The sequence below is a fragment of the Streptomyces sp. NPDC037126 genome, assembly GCF_055605965.1.
In genome coordinates this window covers 113,005-137,242 of record NZ_JBVJTD010000008.1, presented here as the reverse complement: position 1 = coordinate 137,242, position 24,238 = coordinate 113,005, and the positions used below count along the sequence as shown (strand labels likewise).

Annotated in this window: 21 protein-coding genes; 14 read left to right on the top strand and 7 right to left on the bottom strand. The window is 72.4% G+C overall.

All coding sequences use genetic code 11. The features are described from left to right. The first annotated feature begins 149 nt into the window (after positions 1-149). The 12 genes from ACZ7FF_RS19755 to ACZ7FF_RS19700 all read left to right on the top strand — a co-directional run bounded on the left by ACZ7FF_RS19755 (position 150) and on the right by ACZ7FF_RS19700 (position 13,774). Positions 150-1,292: a hypothetical protein gene (locus ACZ7FF_RS19755; RefSeq protein ID WP_470813512.1), complete on the top strand. Its 1,143-nt coding sequence runs from the start codon at positions 150-152 to the stop codon at positions 1,290-1,292. 178 nt (positions 1,293-1,470) lie between these two features. Further along, on the top strand, positions 1,471-2,499 hold the full coding sequence (locus ACZ7FF_RS19750; protein ID WP_470813511.1) for a pyridoxal-phosphate dependent enzyme: 1,029 nt from the start codon (positions 1,471-1,473) through the stop codon (positions 2,497-2,499). Then, positions 2,496-3,737: an ATP-grasp domain-containing protein gene (locus ACZ7FF_RS19745; RefSeq protein ID WP_470813510.1), complete on the top strand. Its 1,242-nt coding sequence runs from the start codon at positions 2,496-2,498 to the stop codon at positions 3,735-3,737. Before ACZ7FF_RS19750 ends, ACZ7FF_RS19745 begins: the two co-directional genes overlap by 4 nt. Continuing rightward, the gene (locus ACZ7FF_RS19740) at positions 3,730-4,980 is read left to right on the top strand and encodes an ATP-grasp domain-containing protein (RefSeq protein WP_470813509.1); all 1,251 of its coding nucleotides are present in this window, start codon (positions 3,730-3,732) and stop codon (positions 4,978-4,980) included. Before ACZ7FF_RS19745 ends, ACZ7FF_RS19740 begins: the two co-directional genes overlap by 8 nt. After that, positions 4,958-6,292, top strand: coding sequence for an MFS transporter (locus ACZ7FF_RS19735; RefSeq protein WP_470813508.1), 1,335 nt, complete (start codon positions 4,958-4,960; stop codon positions 6,290-6,292). The genes ACZ7FF_RS19740 and ACZ7FF_RS19735 overlap by 23 nt, the downstream gene beginning before the upstream one ends. Positions 6,293-6,301: 9 nt before the next feature. Further along, the gene (locus ACZ7FF_RS19730; RefSeq protein WP_470813507.1) at positions 6,302-7,543 is read left to right on the top strand and encodes an MFS transporter; all 1,242 of its coding nucleotides are present in this window, start codon (positions 6,302-6,304) and stop codon (positions 7,541-7,543) included. Positions 7,544-7,609: 66 nt separating this feature from the next. Beyond that, the gene (locus tag ACZ7FF_RS19725; RefSeq protein ID WP_470813506.1) at positions 7,610-8,305 is read left to right on the top strand and encodes an HAD family hydrolase; all 696 of its coding nucleotides are present in this window, start codon (positions 7,610-7,612) and stop codon (positions 8,303-8,305) included. A 51-nt stretch (positions 8,306-8,356) separates the two neighbouring features. After that, complete coding sequence (locus tag ACZ7FF_RS19720; RefSeq protein ID WP_470813505.1) at positions 8,357-9,400, top strand: aspartate-semialdehyde dehydrogenase; 1,044 nt, start codon at positions 8,357-8,359, stop codon at positions 9,398-9,400. Continuing rightward, positions 9,397-10,503, top strand: a complete 1,107-nt coding sequence (locus tag ACZ7FF_RS19715) for an amino acid kinase family protein (RefSeq protein ID WP_470813504.1) — start codon at positions 9,397-9,399, stop codon at positions 10,501-10,503. The genes ACZ7FF_RS19720 and ACZ7FF_RS19715 overlap by 4 nt, the downstream gene beginning before the upstream one ends. Then, on the top strand, positions 10,500-11,519 hold the full coding sequence (locus ACZ7FF_RS19710; protein ID WP_470813503.1) for a TauD/TfdA family dioxygenase: 1,020 nt from the start codon (positions 10,500-10,502) through the stop codon (positions 11,517-11,519). Before ACZ7FF_RS19715 ends, ACZ7FF_RS19710 begins: the two co-directional genes overlap by 4 nt. 43 nt (positions 11,520-11,562) lie before the next feature. After that, entirely contained in the window at positions 11,563-12,744 is a 1,182-nt protein-coding gene (locus tag ACZ7FF_RS19705; RefSeq protein ID WP_470813502.1) for an ATP-grasp domain-containing protein, read from the top strand. 22 nt (positions 12,745-12,766) lie between these two features. After that, positions 12,767-13,774: an ATP-grasp domain-containing protein gene (locus ACZ7FF_RS19700; RefSeq protein ID WP_470813501.1), complete on the top strand. Its 1,008-nt coding sequence runs from the start codon at positions 12,767-12,769 to the stop codon at positions 13,772-13,774. 46 nt (positions 13,775-13,820) lie between these two features. Here the strand turns inward: ACZ7FF_RS19700 and ACZ7FF_RS19695 are convergent, their stop codons facing one another. From ACZ7FF_RS19695 to ACZ7FF_RS19675, 5 genes are all read right to left on the bottom strand, one after another. Continuing rightward, on the bottom strand, positions 13,821-14,975 hold the full coding sequence (locus tag ACZ7FF_RS19695) for an MAB_1171c family putative transporter (RefSeq protein WP_470813500.1): 1,155 nt from the start codon (positions 14,973-14,975) through the stop codon (positions 13,821-13,823). Further along, a complete protein-coding gene (locus ACZ7FF_RS19690) occupies positions 14,968-15,483 on the bottom strand; it encodes a regulator component (RefSeq protein ID WP_470813499.1) in 516 nt (171 codons plus the stop codon). The genes ACZ7FF_RS19695 and ACZ7FF_RS19690 overlap by 8 nt, the downstream gene beginning before the upstream one ends. 267 nt (positions 15,484-15,750) lie before the next feature. Next, complete coding sequence (locus ACZ7FF_RS19685; protein WP_470813498.1) at positions 15,751-17,199, bottom strand: amino acid permease; 1,449 nt, start codon at positions 17,197-17,199, stop codon at positions 15,751-15,753. A 116-nt stretch (positions 17,200-17,315) separates the two neighbouring features. Further along, positions 17,316-18,332: an ornithine carbamoyltransferase gene (argF, locus tag ACZ7FF_RS19680; RefSeq protein WP_470813497.1), complete on the bottom strand. Its 1,017-nt coding sequence runs from the start codon at positions 18,330-18,332 to the stop codon at positions 17,316-17,318. 93 nt (positions 18,333-18,425) lie between these two features. Continuing rightward, the gene (locus ACZ7FF_RS19675; RefSeq protein ID WP_470813496.1) at positions 18,426-19,649 is read right to left on the bottom strand and encodes an arginine deiminase; all 1,224 of its coding nucleotides are present in this window, start codon (positions 19,647-19,649) and stop codon (positions 18,426-18,428) included. 159 nt (positions 19,650-19,808) lie between these two features. On the opposite strand from ACZ7FF_RS19675, the gene ACZ7FF_RS19670 reads away from it, so the two are divergent. Both ACZ7FF_RS19670 and ACZ7FF_RS19665 read left to right on the top strand, forming a co-directional pair. Continuing rightward, a complete protein-coding gene (locus tag ACZ7FF_RS19670) occupies positions 19,809-20,885 on the top strand; it encodes an SPFH domain-containing protein (RefSeq protein WP_470813495.1) in 1,077 nt (358 codons plus the stop codon). After that, positions 20,882-21,772 (top strand): NAD(+)/NADH kinase, encoded by an 891-nt coding sequence (locus tag ACZ7FF_RS19665; RefSeq protein ID WP_470813494.1) that lies wholly within the window; start codon positions 20,882-20,884, stop codon positions 21,770-21,772. Before ACZ7FF_RS19670 ends, ACZ7FF_RS19665 begins: the two co-directional genes overlap by 4 nt. Before the next feature lie 4 nt (positions 21,773-21,776). On the opposite strand, the gene ACZ7FF_RS19660 is transcribed toward ACZ7FF_RS19665, so the two are convergent. After that, entirely contained in the window at positions 21,777-22,316 is a 540-nt protein-coding gene (locus ACZ7FF_RS19660; RefSeq protein WP_470813493.1) for a DUF5825 family protein, read from the bottom strand. After that, positions 22,313-24,160 carry a RiPP maturation radical SAM C-methyltransferase gene (locus ACZ7FF_RS19655; RefSeq protein WP_470813492.1) on the bottom strand — a complete coding sequence of 616 codons (1,848 nt, stop codon included), beginning with the start codon at positions 24,158-24,160 and terminating at the stop codon, positions 22,313-22,315. The genes ACZ7FF_RS19660 and ACZ7FF_RS19655 overlap by 4 nt, the downstream gene beginning before the upstream one ends. Positions 24,161-24,238 lie beyond the last annotated feature (78 nt).

Sequence of the window (24,238 nt, the reverse complement as noted above, 5' to 3'; positions counted from 1 at the left end):
GCCCGGAAGCGAGAATACGCACCGCACCCCCGGTGATCGCTCCTTCATCAACCTGCAATGCAGCTACATGAGCATTGCCCGCACTGGATACCGCGCACTTCGCCGTCCCAGAATCGAGGCAACGCCGACCGAAGAGGGAGCTCCGGCAGATGAGTTCGATACGAGCAAAGAGTGAAGTGAAGCCGTTCGACGTGGACGAGAACGGTATGCGTCCGGTGGAGGTGCACTGTCACGGATTCGGGGACGTGGACTTCTCCGACTTCACCCGGGTGGATCTGAACCGGCTCGACGAGTGGTGCGCGAGCGAGGGCGTGCTGGCCCTGCCCACGATGTATCTGCACCGCGACCGGCTGACCGAGTTCGAGGCGTTCATGCGCCGCTACGCCGAGATGCGCGAGGACGGGCTGCTGCCGCATGTGCCGGGTGTGGCCCTCGAAGGCCCCCTGCTGTCGCACCGGGGCGGCACCCCGACCTCCACCGTGTGGGCGCCGAGCCGGCAGGAGTGGGAGCGGCTGGCCGCCCTGGGGCAGCACGGCCTGGTGTACACGGTCGTGTCCCCGGACGCCTATTCCCCGGAGTCCGTGCTCCAGGACGACCCCAACCTGCGCACCAGCGACTTCTCGTGGATCGTGCCGACGCTGCTGGCCCAGGGCGTACGCCCGGCGCTCGGCCACTTCACCCGGGACGACCCGCGGCGCAGCGCCGACAACGTCGACGCCATCGTGGAGATCGCCTACCAGTCGGAGTGGAACGGCACGGGCGTCCGGGTCACCACGGACCACCTGTTCAACGACATGCCGCTGAACATCCGGCACGCCTTCCGGACCGAACGGGCCCGCCGCGAGCGCGACCGCGTCATCGAGTCGTACGAGCTGCCCAACTGGACCCTGGACAACATCAGCGAGATCGCCGGGCCCGTGCCGGGCGCCATCATCAAGCAGGCTGTCAACTGCCGCATCTCCGCCTGCGTCAACTTCGACGGCGAGCACGTCGACCTGGCGCTGGCCGCGCGAGCCGTACAGCTGATGGGGCCGCGCAACGCCATGATCATGACCGACCGGTGCGACTCGGCCCGGCTCGGTGGCCGGCCGCTGCACCACACCGGTGACAACGGCCTGTGGTACGAGGAGAACGGCGTCGTCGCGGCCGGATCGCAGCCGCTGGCCCTGCACATCGCGAACGCCAAGGCCCATGGGCTGTCCGACGCGGACGTCCGGCACCTCACCACGCGCACCGCGCACCGCACGTTCGGCATCCCCGTGGCCGCGGAAGCGGTCACCGCGGCGGCCTGACGGACACCGGGGCCCCATGACGGACGCGGCCGGCCCACCCCCGCTCCGGCCGCGTCACTCCCGGTACGCCAAAACCGGAAAACAGAACACCCCCGCACGGTGAAAAACGTCGGCGCTCACTGGGGAAGCACCGCGGCACACACGGCTCCTACCACCGCCAAGAGAACGGGACAGGCATATGTTTGATCACGCCGCCGACGCGATGAAACAGCCGGACATCATCCGTCTGGACAGCAATCTGCATGTCCTGCGTTTCGAGATGATGAAACTCTACTCGGCCCTGGAAGCCGTACGACACCTGCTGGTGACCGGAGTCGTCAAACCCGGCGACACCTTGATGGACAGCTCCAGCGGCACCTATGGCTATTCCCTCGCGATGGCCTGCCACAAATACGGAATGCGGTGCCGCATCGTCTGTTCCACCAAGGTCGACGAAAAACTGCGCCGTCAGCTCGAGATGCTGGGCGCGCGCATCGAGCGGGTGACGATTCCGCCGGGCCCGCTGGTCGACAAGATGGATCAGGCGGCCCGCATGGAACGCGTCGCCCACATCCTGGACACCGAGCAGAACGTCCACTGGATGCAGCAGTACCACGACGCGGTGCACTACCTCGGCTACCGGGAGGTCGCCCAGACGCTCCACAAGGAGTTGGGCGGCGAACCGTTCACCCTGGTGGGCGGGGTCGGCTCCGGTGCATCCACCGGCGGGCTGACCAGCAGCCTGCGCGAACTGGGCGACGACGTGGAACTCGTCGGCGTGGAGCCCTTCGAGAGCGTGACCTTCGGCAGCGAACCGGTCGAGGACCCGGTGGCCTCGATCTCGGGCATCGGCAGCCCCATCCGCATGCGCAACGTGCGCCACGAACTCTACGACCGCGTGCACTGGATCGACTTCGACAGCGCGGTGACGGCCACCGTCGACCTGTTCCGCCGGCACGCGCTGTACGCCGGCATGTCCGCGGGCTGCACCTATCTGGCGGCCCGCTGGGAGGCGGCCCGCGCCCCCGGGCGGCCCTGTGTGTTCATCGCCGCCGACACCGGGCACCGCTACGCCGACAGCGTCTACGCCCGCCCGCAAAGCGCCACCCGTGTCGAGGACCTGGCGCCCCGGCACATCGACACCCAGGACGGCCTGGCCCTGCCGTGGTCCGTCATGGACTGGGGCCGCCGCTCCTTCACGCCCCGCGCCGGGGAGAACGCGCGGTGACGCCGCCGACAGGACGCAACCTCATCGCCCTGGAATGGCTGCAGTTCGGCCTCGGCCGGCTGGTGAACGCCGCCGACGACGCGGGCCTGACCGTCCATCTCCTCACCCGCGACCGCACGGAGTACCTGCACGAACTGGCGACCGCCGACCGGCACCGACTGGTCGTGCACGACGTGGACACCTTCGACGTGTCCGAGGTCGTCCGCACCGCCCGGCGGATCGGTGACGTCACCGGGCTGGCCGACACGACCGACACCTGGAGCCTGGTGGCGCTCGCCGCCCGCCGGGAACTCGGGCTCGCCGGGCGGGACCCGGGGTCCGTGCGCCTGGTCCGCGACAAGGCCCTGCTGCGTCGGCGCCTGTACGAGCACGGGCTCTCCCGTGCCGCCGGCGGACCCGTCACCGGTGCGGACGACGCCGAGTCCGTGGCCGCCCGCACCGGCCTCCCCCTCATCGTCAAGGACAGCGCGGGCACGGGCAGCAAACACGTCTGGATGGCCCGTACCCCCGAGGAACTCCGCGCCGTCCTGGAAGTGGCGAGGGGCTCCTCGCTGCGCGGCCGGCCGGTCGCGGAGCCCTACTTCCAAGGGCCGCTGTACAGCATGGAGACCCTCACCTGGGAGGGCGGCACCCGGCTGCTCGCGGTGAGCAGCCGCGTCCTGTCCCCGCCCCCCGCGTTCCGGGAGGAGGCACTCGCGCTCCCGGTCGCGCTGCCCACGGGCCTGGCGGAGGAGGCCGCCCAGTGGATCGAACGGGTACTCAAAGCGGTCGGCTACACCGAGGGGTTCGCCCACACCGAGTTCATCCTCACCGACCGGGGCTTCGAGGTCGTCGAGATCAATCCCCGGCTCGGTGGCGGCCTGGTCGGCGAGGGGCTGTGCCGGGCCCTGGGCGTCAACGTGTACTCCGCCTTCGTCGACCTCGCCCTCCGCCGGCGCCCCGCCCTCATGGACCTGCCCCTCGCTCCCCGGTGCGGTGCGGCGCACGCCCGGCTCTACGCGCCGCGCACGGGTGTCCTCCGCGCCGTCGAGGGCGCGCAGCTGCTGGCGGACCACCCCGGGGGCCCCGCCGTGCGCCCCGCCCTGCCGGCCGGCACCGCCGTGCGCACCGTGGCCGACCAGGACGGCTGTGTCGCCGTGGTGTCCGCCACCGGAGCCACCTCCGAACTGGCCCTGCAGAACGTGCTGTCCGCCGCCGGCCAGCTGAGCGTACGAATGGAAGGAGACCGCCGTGACTGAGCCGAGGCCCCACCTCCTCGTCCTCAGCGGCTGGGCCGGAGTGATCGAGACCGCCCTCTCGCTGGGCTTCGACGTCAGCTTCATCGGCAACACCGCCGACTTCGGCCCCCACGATCTGGAGGTCCTCGACCGCTGCCGGTTCGTCCGTCCCCTCCCGGCCGAGCAGGTCGTCGCCTGTCTGGCGGCGGCCCGCGCCATGCACGCCGAGCATCCGCTCGACGCGGCCGTCTCCTTCGGCGAGCTGGGCCTGGAGAGCTGCGCCGTCATCGCCGACGCCCTCGGCGTCAGGGGACTGCCCCTCGCCTCGGTCGCCGCCACCCGCTACAAGGACCGGATGCGCGCCATCCTCGCCGAGCACCCCGAACTCGGCCTCGGCTGGGCCCGCGTCGCGAGCGCCGAGGACCTGGCGAAGTTCCACGCCCGTCACGGCCTGCCGCTCGTCGTCAAGCCCGTCGCCGGCGCGGGCAGCGTGGGAGTCCACCAGATCACCACCGAAGAGGAACTGCGCGCCGCCCTGGAGGACTCCCGGCTCTGGATGGGGGAGCCCCATCTGGCGGAGGAGTTCATCGAGGGCGACGAGCTGTACAGCGTGGAGACGGTGACCCTGGCCGGCCGGCACGCCGTCGCCGGGATCTCCCTGTGCCGTCTCGCCCGGCATCCCAATCCGGCCGTCACCGAGATCGTCGTACCGCCCCCCTCGCCGTACGACCGGCATGTGCCGCGCGTCAGCGACGCGGTCCTGGCCTTCCTCGACGCGATCGGTCACACCTGGGGTCTGACCCACACCGAGGTCAAGGTCGCCCGCGACGGACGCCCGGTGATCATCGAGTCGCAGACCCGGATCGGCGGCTATCGCATCTTCCGCATGGTCGAGCACGCCGGCGGCGTCGACGAGATCGCCACCGTCCTGCGCAGCCTGCTGCCCGGCGGCGAGAGCGTGACCTCCCCGCACCTGCCCTCCACGCACGCCGTGGGCATGGTGGTCTCGCTGATCCCGCCCGCCAGACGCGTGCTGCGCACCGCCGACCCCGAGTTGCTGCGGGGGATCGAGGGCGTCGAGGACTTCGAGATCGACATCCGTCCCGGGGAGGTCCCGCTGCCCGTCGCCGCGAACACCAGACGCCCCGGGCTGATCTGGCTGCGGGTGCCGGACCACGCGGCGGCCGTGCGCACCAAAGAGGACATCACCCGTACCTACTGGGTGGAATTCGAGGACGGCGATGTCTGGCACCCGTCGTTCTGAACTGAGGGCCGGTCTGGCCGGTCTTCCGCCCGCTCTCCGCTTCCTCCTGGCCACCTCGTTCGTCATGCCGCTCGGCAGCTTCATGGTGCTGCCGTTCCTCGCGATCCTGCTGCACGAGCGCCTGGGCATGGCGATGGGCCCGGTCGGTGTGCTGCTGGGGGCCACCTCCCTCCTGCAGTTCGCCGGCTGCCTCGGCGGCGGACTGGTGGCGGAGCGGATCGGGCTCAAGCCGGCCATGGTGACCGGGCTCGTCGTCCGCACCGGCGGGTTCGGCCTGTTCCTGCTGGGGCTGTCCAGCCCCGGGCCGGCCGTCGCCGCGGTGCTGCTCGCCGCGACCGGTGACGCCCTCTACTCCCCCGCCAACAAGGCCTTCCTCGTCCGGGAGGTCCCCGAGGAGCACCGCTCCGTGCTGCTGTCGCTGAACAACTCGGCGCTGAGCAGCGGCATGGCGCTGGGCACGCTGATCTCCGGGCTGCTGATCGTCCACATGCCCCTGGTGGTGTTCTCGGTCGTCACGGTCCTGTTCGCCGCGCTGACGCTGCTGCACGCGGTGCTGTTGCCGCGCGGCAAGCCGGCGCGACCCGAGAGCGGCGGCAGCGGCACCGACTGGGTCAGGGCCTTCCTGACCCCGCCGGCCCTGATGGCCTCGGTCAGCGCCTACCTCTACTGGTTCTTCCAGAACTACCTGGGGGTCTTCGTCACCGCCTCCCACTCGGCGGTGGTCTACAGCCTCGCCCTCGTCGTCAACAGCGTGCTCGTCATCGTCGGACAGCCCCTGGCCGCCCGATGGATCGGGCGCGTGCGCTACTCGGCGGCCGCGCTGGTCGCCTTCCCCGCCTTCGGACTCGGACTGCTGGCCATCGGCCGCCCCGGTGTCCCGTTCGTCCTCCTCGGCACGGTCCTCATGAGCGTGGGCGAGGCGGTCATCTTTCTGAAGAACGAACTGGAAGCGCTGCGGGCCGTTCCCGGGCGGCCCGCGCTGGCCGTCGGAAGCCAGCGGATGGCGCTCGGCCTGGGCTCGTTCACCAGCGGCATCGTCGGAGGCCGGCTCTACGCCCTCGCCCAGTCCCACGGCGCCACCGCGCACTTCTGGCTCTACGCCGCCCCGCAGGCGCTGCTCGTCGCCGTCCTCGTGCTGCCGGCCTCCCGCCTCGTGCTGGCCCGCCGCAGGGCCACCGGCACCCCGGGGCCGGCCCCCGAGCCGGCGACCGGTGCCCCGGAGCCGGGGCACGTGAACGCCGCCGCGGCACCGGCGCACGACGATCCCACCGACGCGCGCCTCACCGCCGAGGCCCCTCACGGAAGCGGGTGAAACCACCCCATGGACCAGCTCCTGAGTACCGGCCGGCGGCAGTCGGCCCCCGCCGGACTGCCGGTGGCCCGCCTGCGCTGGGCGATCAGCCTCTTCTTCGCCCTCGACGGCTTCGTGTTCGCCGGATGGGTCGTCCGCATACCCGCGATCAAGCAGCAGATCGACGCCTCACCCGGCGTGCTCGGACTGGCCCTTCTCGGCGTGTCGGTGGGATCGGTGACCACCATGCTGCTGGCCGGGCGGCTGTGCCGGCGGTACGGCAACCACCCCGTCACCGTCGTCACCGCGGCCCTGCTGTCGCTGTCCGTCGCACTGCCCCCGCTCACCCACGACGCCGTCCAACTGGGTCTGGTCCTGCTTCTGTTCGGCGCCGCGTACGGCGGCCTGAACGTCGCCTTCAACGCGGCGGCCGTGGACCTGGCCGAGGCGATCGGGCGCCCCATCCTCCCCTCCTTCCACGCCGCTTTCAGCGCGGGAGGACTGGCCGGAGCGGGGCTCGGCGGGCTGCTCGCCCCGCATCTGAGCCCGCAGCGCCATCTGCTTCTGCTGACCGTCGCCGGGCTCCTGGTCACCGCCGGCGCCGGCCGGGTGCTGCTGCGCTCCCCCGTGCCCGAGGGCCCGGACTCCCCCGCTCCGGACGGCACCGCGGGCAGCCGGCCCCACGGCCCGGGCGGCACCGGCCGGCTGCGTCCGTTCATCGTGGTCTACGGGCTGATCACCCTGTGCACGGCCTACGGCGAGGGGGCGCTCGCCGACTGGGGCGCGCTGCACCTCTCCGACGACCTGCACACCGGGCCGGGCGTGGCGGCGGCCGGGTACTCCTGCTTCGCCCTGACGATGACGGCGTCCCGGGCGTCGGGCACCTGGCTGCTGGAACGGCTGGGGGACACGAGGGTCCTGGTGGCCGGCGGTCTGCTCGCCGCGGCGGGCATCCTGGCCGGCGCGCTGGCACCGGTGACCTGGCTGGTCCTCCTCGGCTACGCGCTGACCGGGACCGGCCTGGCCAACGTCTTCCCGGTCGCCGTCGGTAACGCCGGTGCTTCCGGCGGGTCCCACGGGGTCGCCGTGGCGTCCACCCTCGGCTACACCGGCATCCTGCTCGGGCCGCCGTCCATCGGCTTCCTCAGTGAGGCCTTCGGTCTGCCGACGGCCATGACCACCATCGCGCTGCTCGCCGCGCTGGCCGCGCTGCTCGGCCACCTGGTGCGCCACGGCCGCGACCGTTCCCGGACCCGGCACCCGTCCACCTGAAGCGTGCCCCCGGCCGAGGGCCCGCTCGCTCCGGCCCGCACCCCCCGCCACCCACGAAGGAGCCCCATGGCCGTCAAAGGATGCATGTTCGACTTCTCCAGCACGCTCTTCCACCTGGAGGACGCCGAGAGCTGGCTCCGCGCCGTGGCCGAGGCATCCGGCCGCCCCTTGGAGGAGGCCGAACTCAAGCTCTGGGCAGGGCACTTGGAGGAGTGCGGGGCGGTCCCCGGCGGGCCGGCCCCGCGCACGGCCGACCCCGGACTGTTCGCCCTGTGGCAGGAGCGGGACCTGGACGCCGTACGGCACCGGGCGGCCTACACCGGGCTGCTCCGCGCCGCGGGACTCCCCTGGCCGGAGCTGACCGACGCCCTCTACGAACGCCATATGACCCCGCCCGCCTGGCAGCCCTACCCGGACACGGAGGAGGTGCTGCGGACGCTGCGCGAGCACGGCGTGCGGGTGGCCGTGGTCAGCAACATCGGCTACGACCTGCGTCCCGTCCTGCGCCACCACGGGGTGGACGGCTACGTCGACGCCTTCGTGCTGTCGTACGAGCACGGGGTGCAGAAGCCCGACGCGCGGCTTTTCACGATCGCCTGCGAGCGGCTGGGACTGGCCGGACCCGATGTGGCGATGGTCGGCGACGACCGGGTGGCCGACGCCGGCGCGGCCGCCCTCGGTTCGCCGGTGCACTTCGTCGATCCGTTGCCCGTCACCCAGCGGCCCGACGCCCTGCGGAGACTGCTCGACCACCTGCTGTGAGCCCTGCCCCCGGACGCACCCGACCCGACCCACGGACGGAGAACGAGCACCATGCCCCTCACACCCGGCGACAGCGCGCCCCGCATCACCCTGGTGGGAGCCACCGGCGCCGTCGGCACCACCCTGATCCGGCTCGTCGAGGAGCGCGGCTTCCGCTACCGGGAGGTGCGCCTCGTCGCCTCCGCTCGTTCGGCGGGCCGTGAACTGACCGTGGACGGCCGTACCCGGCGCGTCGAGGCCCTTGACACCTTCGACTTCTCCACCACCGACATCGCCTTCTTCTCGGCCGGCGGTTCGGTGAGCCGGAAGTGGGTGCCCTCCGCGGTCGCCCAGGGCGCTCTCGTCATCGACAACACCAACGCCTTCCGCATGGCCCCCGGCACGCCCCTGGTCGTGCCGCAGGTCAACGCGGCGGAACTCGGCGTCCGTCCGGCCGGTGGCGTCGTCGCCAATCCCAACTGCTCCACGATCCCGCTGGTCCGGCTGCTGCGGCCGGTGGCGCAGAGGTGGGGCATCCGGCAGGCCGTGGTGAGCACCTACCAGGCCGCCTCCGGGCGGGGCCATTCGGGCATGAGCGAGCTCACCGAGGCCAGCAGCGTCAGCCTGGCGGACCCCGCGGCCACCCCGCCCGCGAGCGCCTTCTCCCCCACCCTCGCCTTCAACGTCATCCCCTTCATCGACGAACTCCTCGACACCGGCTTCACGCTGGAGGAGCAGAAGATGGTCCAGGAGTCCCGCAAGATCCTCGGCCTGCCGCACCTCGACGTGACCGCCACCTGCGTGCGGGTGCCGGTGCTGAACGGCCACTCGGAGGCGGCCTGGATCGAGTGCGGCGACGTCGTCGACCGCGCGGAACTGGTCCGGCTGCTCGCCGCCGAACCCGAGGTCACCGTCCACGACCAGGACGTGCCGGGAGCGTTCCCCACGCCCCGCACGGCCGGCGACCCCGATCGTGTGCACGTCGGGCGCATCCGGGTCAGCCCGCACAACCCACGCGGCTTCTGGCTGTGGGTCGTGGCGGACAACCTCCGCATCGGGGCCGCCCTCAACGCCCTCCAGATCGCCGAGGTACTGGTCGAGCGGGGTGTGCTGTGACGGCCCTCGCACCGCCCGTGGTCCTCAAGTTCGGCGGGTCCAGTTTCGCCACACCCGCCGCCTACGGGGAGCTGGCGCGGTCCCTGTCCGCCCGGCTCGACACCGGAGGGCGCCGGCTCGCCGTCGTCGTCAGCGCGATGCCCGGGGAGACCGAGCTGCTGCGGGAACGGCTGCACGCCGTCGACCCCAGCCCCTCGGGGGACCGGGTGGCCGGGCTGCTCACCCTGGCGGACACCGTCAGCGCCCAGCTGCTGGCCGCCGCGCTGCACCGCCTCGGCCGCCGGGCCACGGTGCTGGCCGGACACCTGACGGGGTTCACGACCGAGGGGCCCTTCATGTGGGCGCGGCTGCACCGGACCGACCCGCGCCCGCTGCGGCGCGCCCTGGACGCCAACGAGGTGGCCGTCGTCCCCGGCGGCCAGGCCGTCGACGCCGAGGGCCGCCCCACGTGGCTGGGCAAGAACAGCTCGGACCTGTCCGCGCTCGCGGTGGCCGTCGCCGTGGGCGCCACCGAGTGCGAGATCCACTCCGACGTCGCGGGCATCCACAGCTGCGACCCGAACCAGGTCCCCGGCACCCGGCTGCTGGACCAGGTCTCCTACGCCGACGCCGCCGCCATGTCCCGGCACGGCGCGAAGGTGCTCCACCACCGTGCCGTGCGGCTGGCCGAACGGCACGGTGTCACCATCGTCTGCCGGCACAACACCCGGCCGTTCTCCCGGGGCACGGTCATCGGCCCCGGCCACCCCGCCGTCGACGCCGTGGTGCTCAATCCGCGTTCCGTCGTCCTCACCTACCCCGACCCCGCGTCCGCCGACCGGGCGCACCGGGCGTTCGGCGTCGAGGGCGTGGACGCGATCCGGTTGGACGACGCCCGGAGTGTCGCGGTGATCGGCGGCTACGTCGACCTGGCGGAGGTCCAGTGCCGGCACGGTGTGGGCCCCGGCCGGGCCGTCGGCATCCCCGTGACCGTGCTCCGGGACGGGCTCGCCACCGTCCATGTCGCCGCCGACGAGCAGGAGGCCGTGCTCCTCGCACGTGAGCTGCACGCCGGCCTCCCCGCGTCCCCCGTCCACCCGCACGCCGAAGGAGTACGCGCATGACCGTCCACGCGTCCGCCCCGACCGCGCCGGAGACCCTTGCCAGGATCGATGTGCCGGACCACGTCCGCGACACCCTCGGCGCTCATCTGGTCGCGGAGCCCGACCCGTCCGGCGACATCGACTGGGCGATGTCCCGCTATCTGCAGATCTTCGCCCGCATGCCCACCGAACTGCTGCGCGACGTACTGGACTTCGGCCGGCACCCGGACACCCCGGGCCTGGGCCACGTCCGGAACCTCCCCGTGGATCCGCGGCTGCCGGACACACCGCGCGACGGCAGCCCGAGCCCGGCCAAGGCCACCTTCGTGGCCGAGGGCGTCCTGCTGGGCCTGAGCGGGCTGCTGGGCGAGCCGGTCGGGTTCGCCACCGAGAAGAGCGGGCAGCTGGTGCACGACGTGGTCCCCGTGGCGAGCGGCGCCCGCACGCAGACGAACCAGGGCTCCGCGGTCTTCCTCAACTTCCACAACGACATCGTCCACGACCCCTGTGGCCGCTACGACCTCGCCAGCCCGGACTTCCTCGTCCTCAGCTGCCTGCGCGCCGACCCGGAGGGGGTGGCGGGCACGTACTACGCCGACGCACGCGACATCTGCCGCGTCCTCGACGACGCGGCGCTGCGGACGCTGCGCGGCCCCCGCTTCCGGATGAACGCGCCCGGCAGCTACGTCCGCGACGTCGCGCGGGGCGCCGAAGTGCTGTCCGACCCGGTCCCGATGATCAGCGGCCCCGAGGCCTGCCCCGAGGTGTCCGCCGCCGCCAACGGCGTCCGTCCGCTGGACGACGAGGCGCGGTCCGCCCTGGACCGGCTCCAGGCCGCCTGCCGGACGGTCGCCCACCATGTGCTCCTGCGGCCCGGCCAGGCCCTGCTGATCAACAACCGCAAGGGCCTGCACGCGCGTTCGCCGTTCACGGCGCACTACGACGGACGCGACCGCTGGCTGCAGCGGACCTACGTGCGCCGCAACCAGTGGGACATCCGCCACCGCGCCGCCCCCGGCACCCGCCGGCTCCACTGACGCACCGCACGACCAGGCACCACACGACCCGAGGCCGACACCCATGACCAACATCGCAGTGATCAACTACGGTCCGCGGCTGGACTACCCCGCCATGTTCCCCGACGTGGCGGACACGCTCCACGTGTTCAGCCATCACGAGCTGGCCCACACGCGGGGGCTGGGCGGATACGAACACGTGCCGGAGTGCGAGGCCGTTCCCTACCCGGAGCTGATGATCCGCCGGATGGCCCGGGAACGGCCGTTCAGCCACATCATCACGGACAACGAGTACGACCTGGAACGGGTCGCGCGCATGCGGGAGGACCTCGGCGTCCCCGGCCAGTCCGTGGCCAGCGCCCTGTCGTTCCGCGACAAGGTGGTCATGAAACAGGTCGCAGGGCGCACGGTCCCCACGGCCCGCTTCGCCCGCCTCGCCACGTTCACCGACCTGACGGACTTCGTCGAGAAGCACGGCTTCCCGGTCGTCGTCAAACCCGTCAAGCAGGGCGGGGCGCGCGACATCACCGTCCTGCACGGCGACGACGAACTAATCGCCCTCAGCCGCAGACCGTGGCGGGAGGACCTGATGGCGGAGGAGTTCGTCAAGGGCCCGATGTACCACGTGGACGCCGTGCTGGGCCCCGGCTACCGTTTCGTGGCGTCCTCGCGCTATCTGCGCAGCTGCCTGGGCGTCTTCTCCGGGGACAACAACGGCTCCGTCCAGCTGCGGCCCGACGACCCGTTCGCCGTGCGGCTGGAGGACTTCCTCGACCGCGTCCTCGAAGCCTTCGACACTCCCGAGGCCGGGGCCTACCACCTGGAGGTCTTCCACACGCCCGAGGACGAACTGGTGATGTGTGAGATCGCCTCCCGGGTGGGTGGCGACCGCATCCCCGCCCTCACCCGGGCCACGTACGGCGTGGACCTGCACACCGCTTCGCTGCGGCTGTCCTGCGGTCTGCCCTGCGAGGCGCCCCCGGCCGACCCGCCGGCCGAGGTGCACGGCTCGGTCTCCGTCCTGCCGCAGGGCCGCCCGGTACGGCTGCCGGGCAGGCCGCCGTTCCCGTGGGTGCGGCACTACGAGGTCAACGAACAGATCGCGCCCGACGCGGTCACGCTCTACAGCGCTTCCCACCTGTGCTTCGTCATCGTCGCCGGCGGCGACGCCGCCGAGGTGGAGCAGCGGCTGCTCCAGGCCGAGGCCTGGCTGATGGAACACATCGAGGAACTGCCGCCCGCCTGAACCGCACAACGAGGTGACACCCATGTCCTACAGGATCCTGGTCCTGGTCTCGGAAGCCCACAAATTCAAGCTCGACAACCACTCGATCATTCCCAGCGCCCTCCACCGCGAGGGCCACGAGGTGCACATCGGGGACATCGACACGCTCGCCGTCCACGACTCGGTCGTCGTGTGCGACCGGATGCGGGTGTCGGAGGAGTTCGTCGCCGGCGGCGAGTTCCCGAAGCTCAGCGAGTCCTACGCCTCGGCCGAGGACTTCGACCTGGTCTGGGTGCTCGCCGGCACCCATCCGGAGGCCACCACCGACTACTTCCAGCTGCTCTGGCTGCTCAACCGGAGGGTGCCGTTCGTCAACGACGCGACCGCCCTGTTCTACCTCAACGCCAAGAGCAACCTGGGCGCCGTGGTGCCCCCCGGGAACCTGCCCGCCTCGTACGTCTCGAACGACTACGAGTTCCTCAACACGCTCGTGGAGTCCGACCCCGACCGCTCCTGGGTCACCAAGCCGACCAACGGCGGCTGCGGGCAGAACGTCTACGTCGTCAACGAGAAGGACCGCAACCGCTCGGCGATGCTGGCCGCCGCGACCGGCAACGCCACGTCCCGGTACGTCAGTTACGGCCGCGACATCATCGGGATGGCCAAGCGGTACACCGCGGTGCAGGAGTACATCCCGAACGTGCGGGAGAACGAGAAGCGGGTCATCCTCGCCGGCGACGTTCCCGTGACCGGCTTCCTGCGCTTCCACCGCGACAACGACCACCGCGCCAACGCGACCGTCGGGGCCCGCTTCGCCCGCCTCACCCTCACCGCCGACGAGGAGGCGTTCCTGCGCGGCCTCGGCAAGCGGCTGATGGACCACGGCATCTTCTACGTGGGCGTCGACCTCGCCTATCCGTACGTCATCGAGCTGAACATGGAGAACCCCGGTGGGCTGAACTACCACCGGCGGGCCACGGGCGAGGACAAGTCCTCCGAGGCGGTGGGCGCGGTCCTGAGCGCCCTGCGCACCGCGGGCAAGCTGCCCTGACCGTCCCCGGGAGGCGAGTTGTCCTGAAGTCGCCGCAGCCCGCGGGTCAGGGCCGCTCGGGCCGGACGAGGACGGTCGTGGCCGGGAGCGGGCGGCCCGGGGGCGGCCATGTCCGGGCGATCGCCAGGAGCGTCTTTAGGCTGCCGCGGTCGATGCCGGGCAGTGCGCACGGCTCGGCCGGCGGCGCGCCGGCGAGCTTGGCGCGCCGGGCCTGGTCCAGCGCGCCGGCGAGTGCGGCCGCCGCGAGCCGCTCCCCTCGCAGCCCCGCCCGCACGGCCTGCCGGTGCGCTCTGCCGTACGCGTCCGGCCGTACGTAGTGCTGCAGTTCCAGGAGCGCGTCGTACGTCTCGATGGTCTGCCGGTGCGCCTGCAGGGCGTAGGGGGAACGAGGGCGCAGCACCTCCCGGAGCCGGCTCCGCTGCGGCTGGGCGAGGACCACGTGCGGAACCGCGAGCACGAGGTCGCGCCACAGCGGCCACAGCCGCCAGGTGGTCCGCAGGGCCGTCAGCCACCGGGTGACGGCGGTCGCGGCGGGGACCAGCAGCGAGGCCGCGCGGAAGAAGCCGTGGGCGCTCATGACCAGTGACAGCCAGGGGAGCGCACCGGACGTCCGGATGTAGAGGTGGCACAGATAGCCGCACCAGAAGACGATGGCCAGGACGCTTCCCACCGCGAACAGCCGCAGCGACCAGAGGAGATCGCGGTCGTCGGTGCGCGTGCTGTACCGCAGGCACACGACCACCGCGACGGCGTCGCCCGCCAGGTGGGCCACGGCGAGGATCGCGCAGTAGAGGGACGAGGGATCGGCCGGCCCCTGTGAGGCTGCCCGCGGGACCGTGCGTCCGGCTCCGAGGAGATAGAGGGTGAGCAGCGAGCCCAGGGCCACCGCCAGCCCCGCCGCCACCGCGCGGTGCGGGCGGCGGGCGTGCGTGGAGTCGACGATGAACAGCAGGACCAGTCCGGCGCTCAGGACGCCGATCATGTTGCGGGCCAGTGAGAGGGCCTGGTAAGTGCAGCCGATGTCCGTCAGCGACGCGACGACGGTCGGCTGGAACAAGGTGATGGCGACGGTCGCGGCGAAGACGGTGAGCCAGAGTCCCCGCTGGGCGGAGAGCCGCAGCGCGGGCACCGCCCGTAAGCCGAGGGCGGTCCACAGGGCGAGGACGCTGCACACGCCGACGTGGTCCGTCAGCTCACTCATCGCCGCCGGCCGTCACTCCCAGGAAGGCACCGAGCCGTCCCAGCACACCGGCACCGCGGCCGGGTCTTCCCCCGCTCCGTATCAGGCTGGCGATCATCTCGGCTTCCTGCTCCTCGGCGGTGGTGTAGCTGGTGCGGGCCATGAGCCGCCGGACGAGACGGGGCTCGATACCGTCGAGCAGCAGGCCGGCCAGGTCGCCGGCGGTGAGGCCGCGATGGTGGTCGCACAGCACATGGCCGATCTCGTGCAGGATGATGTGCTCCCGGTGCAGCGGAGCCGTCCGGGCCTCGTAGAACACGTAGTCGGCGGTGTCGGTCCCCAGCCACAGCCCGCACATCCCGCTCCCGGCCGTCTGCTCGGGCAGTTCCCGCAGAACGAGCGGCCGGCCGCGGAGTTCCTCCACCCGTTCGCGGACCGACTCCAGGGACACGGACCGCTGTACGCCCAGCTCACTCAGGATCGCCTTGCACCTGCGTTGCAGCTCGGCGTATTCGCCGGTTCTCCTCACTGGCCGTCCTACCTCCTTGCGCTGAGCACAGCACGACGGAAGGCCGAGGCGCGCTGCCACCGGCCGGCGCCGCCCGGTGTCCAAGCCGTCCGCAGCTCCGAAGAAGGCCGAGCCACCCGCTGCCCGCCCGCGGCTCAAACCTATCCCCGTTGTGCGCGAGGACGGCTGGTCGAGCACGTGATCAGGCCAAACCGGGCGGCGCACCCGGCGGACGACGGCATGCCCGCCGGTCCGCCGGGTGCGCCGCCCGGTTCGGGGTCCTGTGGTTCAGACCGCCTGTGGTTCCCGCTCGGCGTCGGCCGGCGTGACCTCGGGGGCCGCCGCGCGGGCCAGCGTGGAGTGCCGGCGCCCGTAGGCGGCGTAGACGGCCAGGCCGACCACGAGGAACACCGCGAACTGCAGCCAGGTCCGCCAGCCCGTCTCGTACATCAGGTACAGGCAGAAGGCGATGCCGAGCAGCGGGCCCACCGGGTACAGCGGCACCCGGAAGCTGCGGCCGAGGCCGGGCTCGCGGCGGCGCAGTGCCATCACCGCGATGTTGACGACGGCCATGATCGCGAGGGTGCCGATGGTGCACAGGTTCATGACGGAGTCGAGCGAGGCGAAGGCCGCCGGGAGCGCGAAGACCAGCGCGACGATCAGGGTGCCGGCCACCGGGGTCGAGGTCTTCGGGGAGACCTTCTCGAAGACCCGCGGGATCAGGCCGTCCCGGGACATCGACATCAGGATGCGGGTCTGGCCGTACATCACCGCGAGGACCACGGAGGCGATGGCCACCACCGCGCCGAAGGCGATCACGCCGCCGCCGATGGTCGAGCCGGTGACCTCGTTGACGACGTAGGACAGGGCCGCGGGCCGGCCGGCGACCTGCTTGCCGCCGATGGCGCCGATCGCGGCGACCGCGACGGCGCAGTACAGCAGCGTCACGATGCCCATGCAGACCATGATCGCGATCGGGATGTCCCGGCGGGGGTTCTTGGCCTCCTCGCCGGCGGTGGTGATCGCGTCGAAGCCGATGTACGAGAAGAACGCGGCGGTGGTGCCCGCGCCGATGCCGCCGAGGCCGGCCGGGGAGAACGGCGTGAGGTTGCCGTGCTTGAAGGCGCTGTAGCCGATGGCGCAGAAGGCGACCAGGATCACGAGCTTGACCGCGGCCATGGCCGCGGTGGCCCGGGCGCTCTCGCGCACGCCGCGCACCAGCAGCATGGAGGCCATGGCGATGACGATCACGGCGGGCAGGTTCAGGATGCCGCCGTCGCCGGGACCGGCGGACAGGGCGGTCGGCAGCTGCCAGCCGGTGAGGCTGTGCAGCAGCTCGTTGACGTACTGGCTCCAGCCGACGGCGACGGCCGAGATGGAGATGCCGTACTCCAGCAGCAGGCACCAGCCGACCAGGAAGGCGGTGGACTCGCCGAGGCCGGCGTAGGCGAAGGAGTACGAGGAGCCGGAGACCGGGATCGCGCCGCCCAGCTCCGCGAAGGAGAAGGCGGTGAACACGCAGGTGATCGCGGCGAGGACGAAGGAGACGACGACGGCGGGCCCGGCCTGGGCGACGGAGTCGGAGAGGCCGACGAAGATGCCGGTGCCGACGATGGCGCCGACGCCGAAGCAGATGAGCTGGAAGAGGCCCATCGTGCGCTGCAGACCGTGTCCCTCGCGGTCGGCGCCGGATTCGGCGACCAGCAGGTGGGGGGACTTGATGCGGGGAGCGGGCATTGCGGGTGGTGCTCGTTTCTCGGTGGTGCGGGCGACGGGATGACTGTCGCGGCGGCGGCGCCGGATGGGGTGTTCCGGGGCCGCCCGCCAGGATACGGCCTGGTCGGGCCGTCGGACTACGGTTGTCCGGCGAGTGTGGCGACCAGCACGGCCTTGATGGTGTGCAGGCGGTTCTCGGCCTCGTCGAAGACGACGGAGTGTCCGGACTCGAACACCTCGTCGGTCACCTCCAGCGAGGTCAGGCCGTGGGCCTCGAAGATCTCCTGTCCCACCTTGGTGCCCAGGTCGTGGAAGGCCGGCAGGCAGTGCAGGAACTTCACGTCCGGGTCGCCGGTGGCGCGCAGGACGTCCATGGTCACGGCGTACGGCGCGAGGGCCTTGATCCGCTCGGCCCAGACCTCCTTGGGCTCCCCCATGGAGACCCAGACGTCGGTGGCGACGAACCCGGCGCCCCGGACGCCCTCGGCGATGTCCTCGGTCAGGGTGACGGCGGCGCCGCTGCCCTCGGCCAGCTTGCGGGCCCGGGCCACCACCTCCTCGCCCGGCCAGTACTGCTCGGGGGCGACGATCCGCACGTCCATGCCGAGCAGGGCGCCGGTGATCAGGTAGGAGTTGCCCATGTTGAAGCGGGCGTCGCCGAGGTAGGCGAAGGCGATCTCCCGGGGCGGCCGGCCGCTGTGCTCGGTCATGGTGAGCACGTCGGCGAGCATCTGGGTCGGGTGCCAGTCGTCGGTGAGGCCGTTGTAGACCGGCACACCGGCGTGCCCGGCCAGCTCCTCCACCTTGGTCTGGCTGTCGCCCCGGTACTCGATGGCGTCGAACATCCGGCCGAGGACCCGGGCGGTGTCCCGCACGGACTCCTTGTGCCCGATCTGCGAGCCCGAGGGGTCGAGGTAGGTCGTGTGGGCGCCCTGGTCGGCGGCGGCGACCTCGAACGCGCAGCGGGTGCGCGTCGAGGTCTTCTCGAAGATCAGCGCGATGTTCCGGCCCCGCAGGTACTGGGTCTCGGCCCCGGCCTTCTTGGCGGCCTTCAGCTCGGCGGCCAGCTCGATCAGGCCGCGGAACTCCTCCTCGGTGAAGTCCACCTCCTTGAGGAAGTGGCGGCCGGCGAGGGCGGTCGGGACTGTCGCCATGGGGGCGCTCCAGGGGTACGGGTGAAGGGACTCTGGAATTCTATACGAACTTCAGCATTTCTATACGGCCCAGCATCCCCACCGTGCGCCCGGTCACACCGCCTCCCGCTCGACCGGGCAGCTCATGCACCGGGGGCCGCCCCTGCCCCGCCCCAGCTCGCTGCCCGGGATCTCGATCACCTCGATGCCCTGCTTGCGCAGATGGGTGTTGGTGGTCGAGTTCCGCTCGTAGGCGACGACCACCCCGGGTTCGACGGCGAGCACGTTGCAGCCGTCGTCCCACTGCTCGCGCTCGGCCGCGTGCACGTCCTGGGTCGCGGTCAGCACCCGGATCTCGCCGAGCCCGAGGGCCGCGGCGATCGCCCGGTGCATGTGCTCGGGCGGATGGTCGGTGACCTTCAGCTCCCGTTCGCCGGCACCGGGCTCGATGGTGTACGAGCGCAGCATCCCCAGCCCGGCGTACTGGGTGAAGGTGTCGCCGTCCACCATGGTCATCACCGTGTCGAGGTGCATGAAGGCGCGCCGCTTGGGCATGTCGAGCGCGACGATCGTACGTGCCGAGCCGGCCGCGAACAGCTGGTGCGCGAGCATCTCCACGGCCTGCGGGGTGGTGCGCTCGCTCATGCCGATCAGGACCGCGCCGTTCCCGATCACCAGCACGTCGCCGCCCTCGATGGTGGAGGGGTGGTCGGACTGCCCCCGGGACCAGACGCGGAACGTTTCGTCACGGAACAGCGGGTGGTGCCGGTAGATCGCCTCGAAGTGCACGCTCTCGCGCTGCCGGGCGGGCAGGCGCATGGCGTTGATGGCGACCCCGTCGTAGATCCAGGCGGAGGTGTCGCGGGTGAAGAGGTGGTTGGGCAGCGGGTCGAGCAGGAAGTCGTCGAGGTCCATCACGTGGAACCGCACGGAGGTCGGCTCCGCGTGCGCGTCCAGGAACTCCCGCTTGGTCATGCCGCCCACCAGGGCCTCGGCCAGCTCGCGCGCGGGCAGGGTCTCGAACGCGGCGCGCAGATGGTCGGTGGCCAGGGGGCCGTACTCCTTCTCGTCGAAGACGCGGTCCAGGACGAGGGTGCGGGCCTGGGGGATCGCCAGGGTGTCGGTGAGCAGGTCGCCGAAGAGGTGTACGGCCACTCCGCGGTCACGCAGCACGTCGGCGAACCCGTCGTGCTCGGCGCGCGCCCGGCGCACCCAGAGCACGTCGTCGAAGAGGAGCGCGTCCTTGTTGCTGGGGGTGAGCCTTTTGAGCTCGAGATCCGGCCGGTGCAGGATGACGCGGCGCAGCCGCCCGGCCTCGGAGTCGACGTGGAAACCCATGCCACCATCCTGACCACCGGCGACCGGATTCACCCTCCTCTCGGCCATTTCCGGGGCTTCTTGTTTCCCACGCCGTCACCCCGCACGGTTTTCGTCCACTTGACGACAAGCGGATCACGGGATTATCGTCTCATTGACGAGAACAACGAGGGGGGCCGCATGGCCGACATCACCCGGCGCCTGGGCTGGCGCCATCTGCGCGGCGCGCCGACCGCGCACATCCGGTACCACCGCTCCGGCCGGCTGGTGCACGACGGCCCCGGGCTCAGCTTCTGGTTCCGCTCGCTGACCGCCGCGCTCTCCGAGGTCCCGGTGGACGACCGGGAGCTGGCCATGACCTTCCACGCGCGCACGGCCGACTTCCAGGACGTGACGGTGCAGGCGACGGTCACCCATCGCATCGGCGACCCGGCGCTCGCCGCCGCCCGCCTCGACTTCTCGGTCGACCCGGACACCGGCGTGTGGCGCGGGACGCCGCTGGAGCAGCTGGCCACCCTGCTCACCGAGACCGCCCAGGAGCACGCCCTGGACGTGCTGGCCCGCACCCCGCTGTCGGCCGCGCTGACCGACGGCGTGGCCGCGGTGCGCGAACGCCTGGCCGCCGGACTGGCCGCCGAGCCCCGGCTTCCGGCCACCGGCATCGAGGTGGTCGCCGTCCGCGTGGTGGCGGTGCGCCCGGAGCCCGAGGTGGAACGGGCCCTGCGCACCCCGGCCCGCGAGCAGATCCAGCAGGAGGCCGACCGGGCGACCTACGAGCGCCGCGCGGTGGCCGTCGAGCGGGAGCGGGCGATCGCCGAGAACGAGCTGGCGAGCCGGATCGAACTGGCCCGCCGCGAGGAGCAGTTGGTCGAACAGCGCGGCACGAACGCCCGCCGCGAGGCCGAGGAGCAGGCGGCCGCGGACGCGGTGCGCGCCGACGCGGAGGCGGCCCGTACGGTACGGCTGGCCGAGGCCGAGGCGGCCCGCACCGAGCGGCTGGCCGAGGCGGAGGCGGCCCGGGCGGTGCGGCTCGCGCGTGCGGAGGCGGAGAAGGCCCGCGAGGTGGGCGCGGCCCGGGCCGAGGCGCAGTCGGCGTGGCTGCGGGCGCACGCGGAGGCCGACGTGGCTACCCTGCACGCCCTCGCCGGGATGCGGGTGGCCGAGAACCTGCCGAACATCGACAGCGTGACCATCTCGCCGGACGTGCTGACGGGGCTGTTGGCGAAGCTCGGCGGCGCCGCGGAGCCCGGGGCGTGAGCCTCGCCCCGCGGGCCGTGCTGGTCCACCGCACCACGGAGTACGAGGAGTTGGTGGCCCGGCACGGCACCCACGGCCAGGCCGCGTTCTTCCTCGCCTCCCGGGGCCGGGACATCGCCGAGGTCGCCGAGCGCCACCACCGCTCCCGGCGGGCGCTGGCGGAGGTGACCGCGGCCGTGCCGCTCACCTGGCGGCAGGCCCGGGTCGAGCGGGCGGACCTGGACCGGTTCCTCTTCGCGCCCGAGGACGTGGTCGTGGTGATCGGGCAGGACGGGCTGGTCGCGAACGTCGCCAAGTACCTCACGGGCCAGCCGGTGATCGGCATCGACACCGATCCCGGGCGCAACCCCGGGGTGCTGGTGCGGCACCGCCCGCGGGACGCGACGCGGCTGCTCGCGGCCCCGGCCGGCGGGTGCGAGGAGCTGACCATGGTGGAGGCGGTGGCCGACGACACGCAGCGGCTGGTGGCGCTCAACGAGATCTACCTGGGCACGCAGGGCCACCAGACCGCCCGCTACCGCCTGGGCCTCGACGGCGACGGGGGTGTCGCCGAGGCCCAGGCCTCCTCAGGGGTGCTGGTGGGCACCGGCACCGGTGCGACCGGCTGGCTCCGCTCGGTGTGGCAGGAGCGGGGCGGCCGGCTCGCGCTGCCCTCCCCCACCGAGGAAAGGCTGGTGTGGTTCGTCCGCGAGGCCTGGCCGTCCCCGGTCACCGGTACGGATCTGGTGGCGGGCGAACTCGGCGCCGCGGCGGCGCTGACCCTCACCGTGGAGTCCGACCGGCTCATCGCCTTCGGTGACGGCATCGAGTCCGACGCGCTCCAGCTCACCTGGGGGCAGACGGTCCGGATCGGGGTGTGCGGGCGGCGGCTGCGGCTGCTCGGGTAGGCGCTCAGATCGCGGTGCAGGGGACCGGCCAGCGCCGGATGCGCGGGGGCAGGGACACCGCCCAGCCTCCGGTGACCAGCACCAGCCGCTCGGCGGCCAGCAGGTCCGCGGCCGTCCGCCGGGTCGTGTCGAGGGCGTCCAGCGGGGTGGGCTCCAGCAGCCGCAGGAACGTGTCGAGCAGGTCCGGGTGGTCGAGGGTGAGGCGCGCCGCCGTGCCGGGCAGCCGGCGGTCGAGGACGGTCACGAAGCCGGGCCCGCGCCGGTGGTAAAGGCGGCCGTAGGAGTATCCGTCTCGCCAGTCGGCCAGCTCCCCCTCGCCGCCCGGCAGTTCCTCGGGCGGGGACAGGTGCCGCAGCAGGCCGGTGCCGTACGGCGGCCGGTCCGCCGCCCGCCAGCCCACGCGCAGGCCGAGGCCCTCGCACTCGCGCAGGAAGCGCACCGCCTCCGCCGCTTCCCGGCCGGGTCCGGCCAGGCTCAGCGGCCCGGTCACCTCGACCCGGCGCCCGTCGATCCGGTGCGGCACCGTGCCGGGCGGCCCGCTCATCCGGCGCCCTCGGGCAGCCGGACCGGCTCGCCCCAGGTGGGCAGCGCGACCAGGGTGTGGCCGTCGCGGAACAGCAGGCCCAGCGCGAGGACGTCCCTGACCCAGCGTTCCAGGACACCGGCCGTGACCTCGTGCCCGTCGGCCCCCAGCAGCCGGTGCAGGGCGGGCACCGTGCGGCCGTCCTCCAGATGCCGAAGGGCCCGCGCCGGCCAGCCGGTGAAACGGTGGGCCGCCGGGGTGCGGCCGTGCCGCCGGTCGTGCACCAGCAGGTCCTCGCCGTCCTCCTCGAACAGCAGCCGGGAGTCCGCGTGCCCGGCCCGCCAGGCCGCCACGGCCTCCTTGAGGCGCCGCTCGACCGGCCCGCCGATGCCCGCGTCGTCGGTGTCGAACAGGTAGACCAGGTCGGCGAGTTCGGACTCGGGCAGGTCGTAGACGTGCTGGTACATCTCGGCCGGGCGGCGCTTGGCGAAGCCGAGCCCGGGATCGGTGAAGTGGGGGCTGAAGCGCTCCAGCTGGATGCGGTGGGCGCCGCTCGGCGGCTGGAGGTGGACCAGGGCGGGGAGCTGCTCGATCACGGGGAGGTAGTCGTCCGCACTCTCGCCGGGGAAGCCGTAGAGGAGGTTCCAGGAGCAGGTCAGGGCGTGGTTCTCGCACTCGCGCAGGGTGCGGACGTTGCGGGCTCCGGTGACGCCCTTGTCCATGAGGTCCAGGACGCGGCTGCCCAGGCTCTCGATGCCGGGCTGGATGTGCACCGTGCCGGACTCGCCGAGGAGTCCCAGCTGTGCGGGGGTGAGGTTGGACTTGACCTCGTAGTGCAGCCGCAGGTCCCAGCCGCTCGCGGCGACGCGGGGCAGCAGGTCGCGGAAGTAGGCCATGTCGATGATGTTGTCCACGGTGACCAGGTCGAGGATGCGGTGCCGGCGCACCAGGCGGTCGATCTCGGCCCACAGCCGCTCCCCCGGCTTGGCGCGGAAGGCCATCGCGGAGCCGTTGAGCCCGCAGAAGGTGCAGTGGTGCTTCTCGCCCCACCAGCAGCCCCGGGCGCCCTCCACGACCAGCTTCGGATGGACGTACTCGCGCACCGAGGAGGCGTCCAGGGCGGCCTGCCACTGGTCGTAGTCGGGCGAGGGGATGTCGGCGGGGGCCACGGTCCGCCGGGACTCGGGGTTGGCGCGCGAGACCCCGCCGTCCCACCAGCACAGGCCGGGCACGTCCGCCGGCGCGGTGCCCGCTTCCAGGTGGTTCAGCAGCGCCGGGAAGGCGTACTCGGCCTCGCCGCGGACCACGTGGTCGACGAAGGGGTGGTTGCGGTGCAGGGCGTGCCCCATGGGCCCGTCGCAGTTGCTGCCGCCGAGGACGATCGTCACCCCCGGGCGTCTTCGCTTGAGTTCGCGGGCCAGCGCGAGGGAGGCGACGTTCTGCATGAACGTGGTGGTGAAGCCGACCACGTCCGGCTCGGCGGCCAGAATCCCGGTGGCGCAGGCGTCGACGAACCCGGCGGCGTGGGGGCGCATCGCGACGGCGGTGTCGACGGGCACGTCCCGGGCGCCCGCGTAGTCCCGCAGCCGGGCCAGGCCCCAGCCCGGGTCGTCGTACAGGACGCCGGAGAACACCCAGTCGCCGAGGCCGTGGAAGATGGCGTCGCTGCCGACCGCCACACAGTCACCGGGCCGCAGCCGGCCGCCGGAGTGCTCCAGCAGGTACTCGGCCCAGCGCAGCGAGCCGTGGCACTCGGCCACCTCGTCGGCGGGGCGCGCCCCGCGCACGATCCGGTTCAGCAGGCCCAGTTGCAGCGAGGGCAGGTCGAGCGGCTGCCAGGGCATGGTCACGAGGTGGACGCGCATGGTCAGCGGGTCGGCCGCTTCTCCAAGATCGCCGGGCGCCGGGTGGTGCTCCGGTCCTCCCGCACCACGACCTTCTTG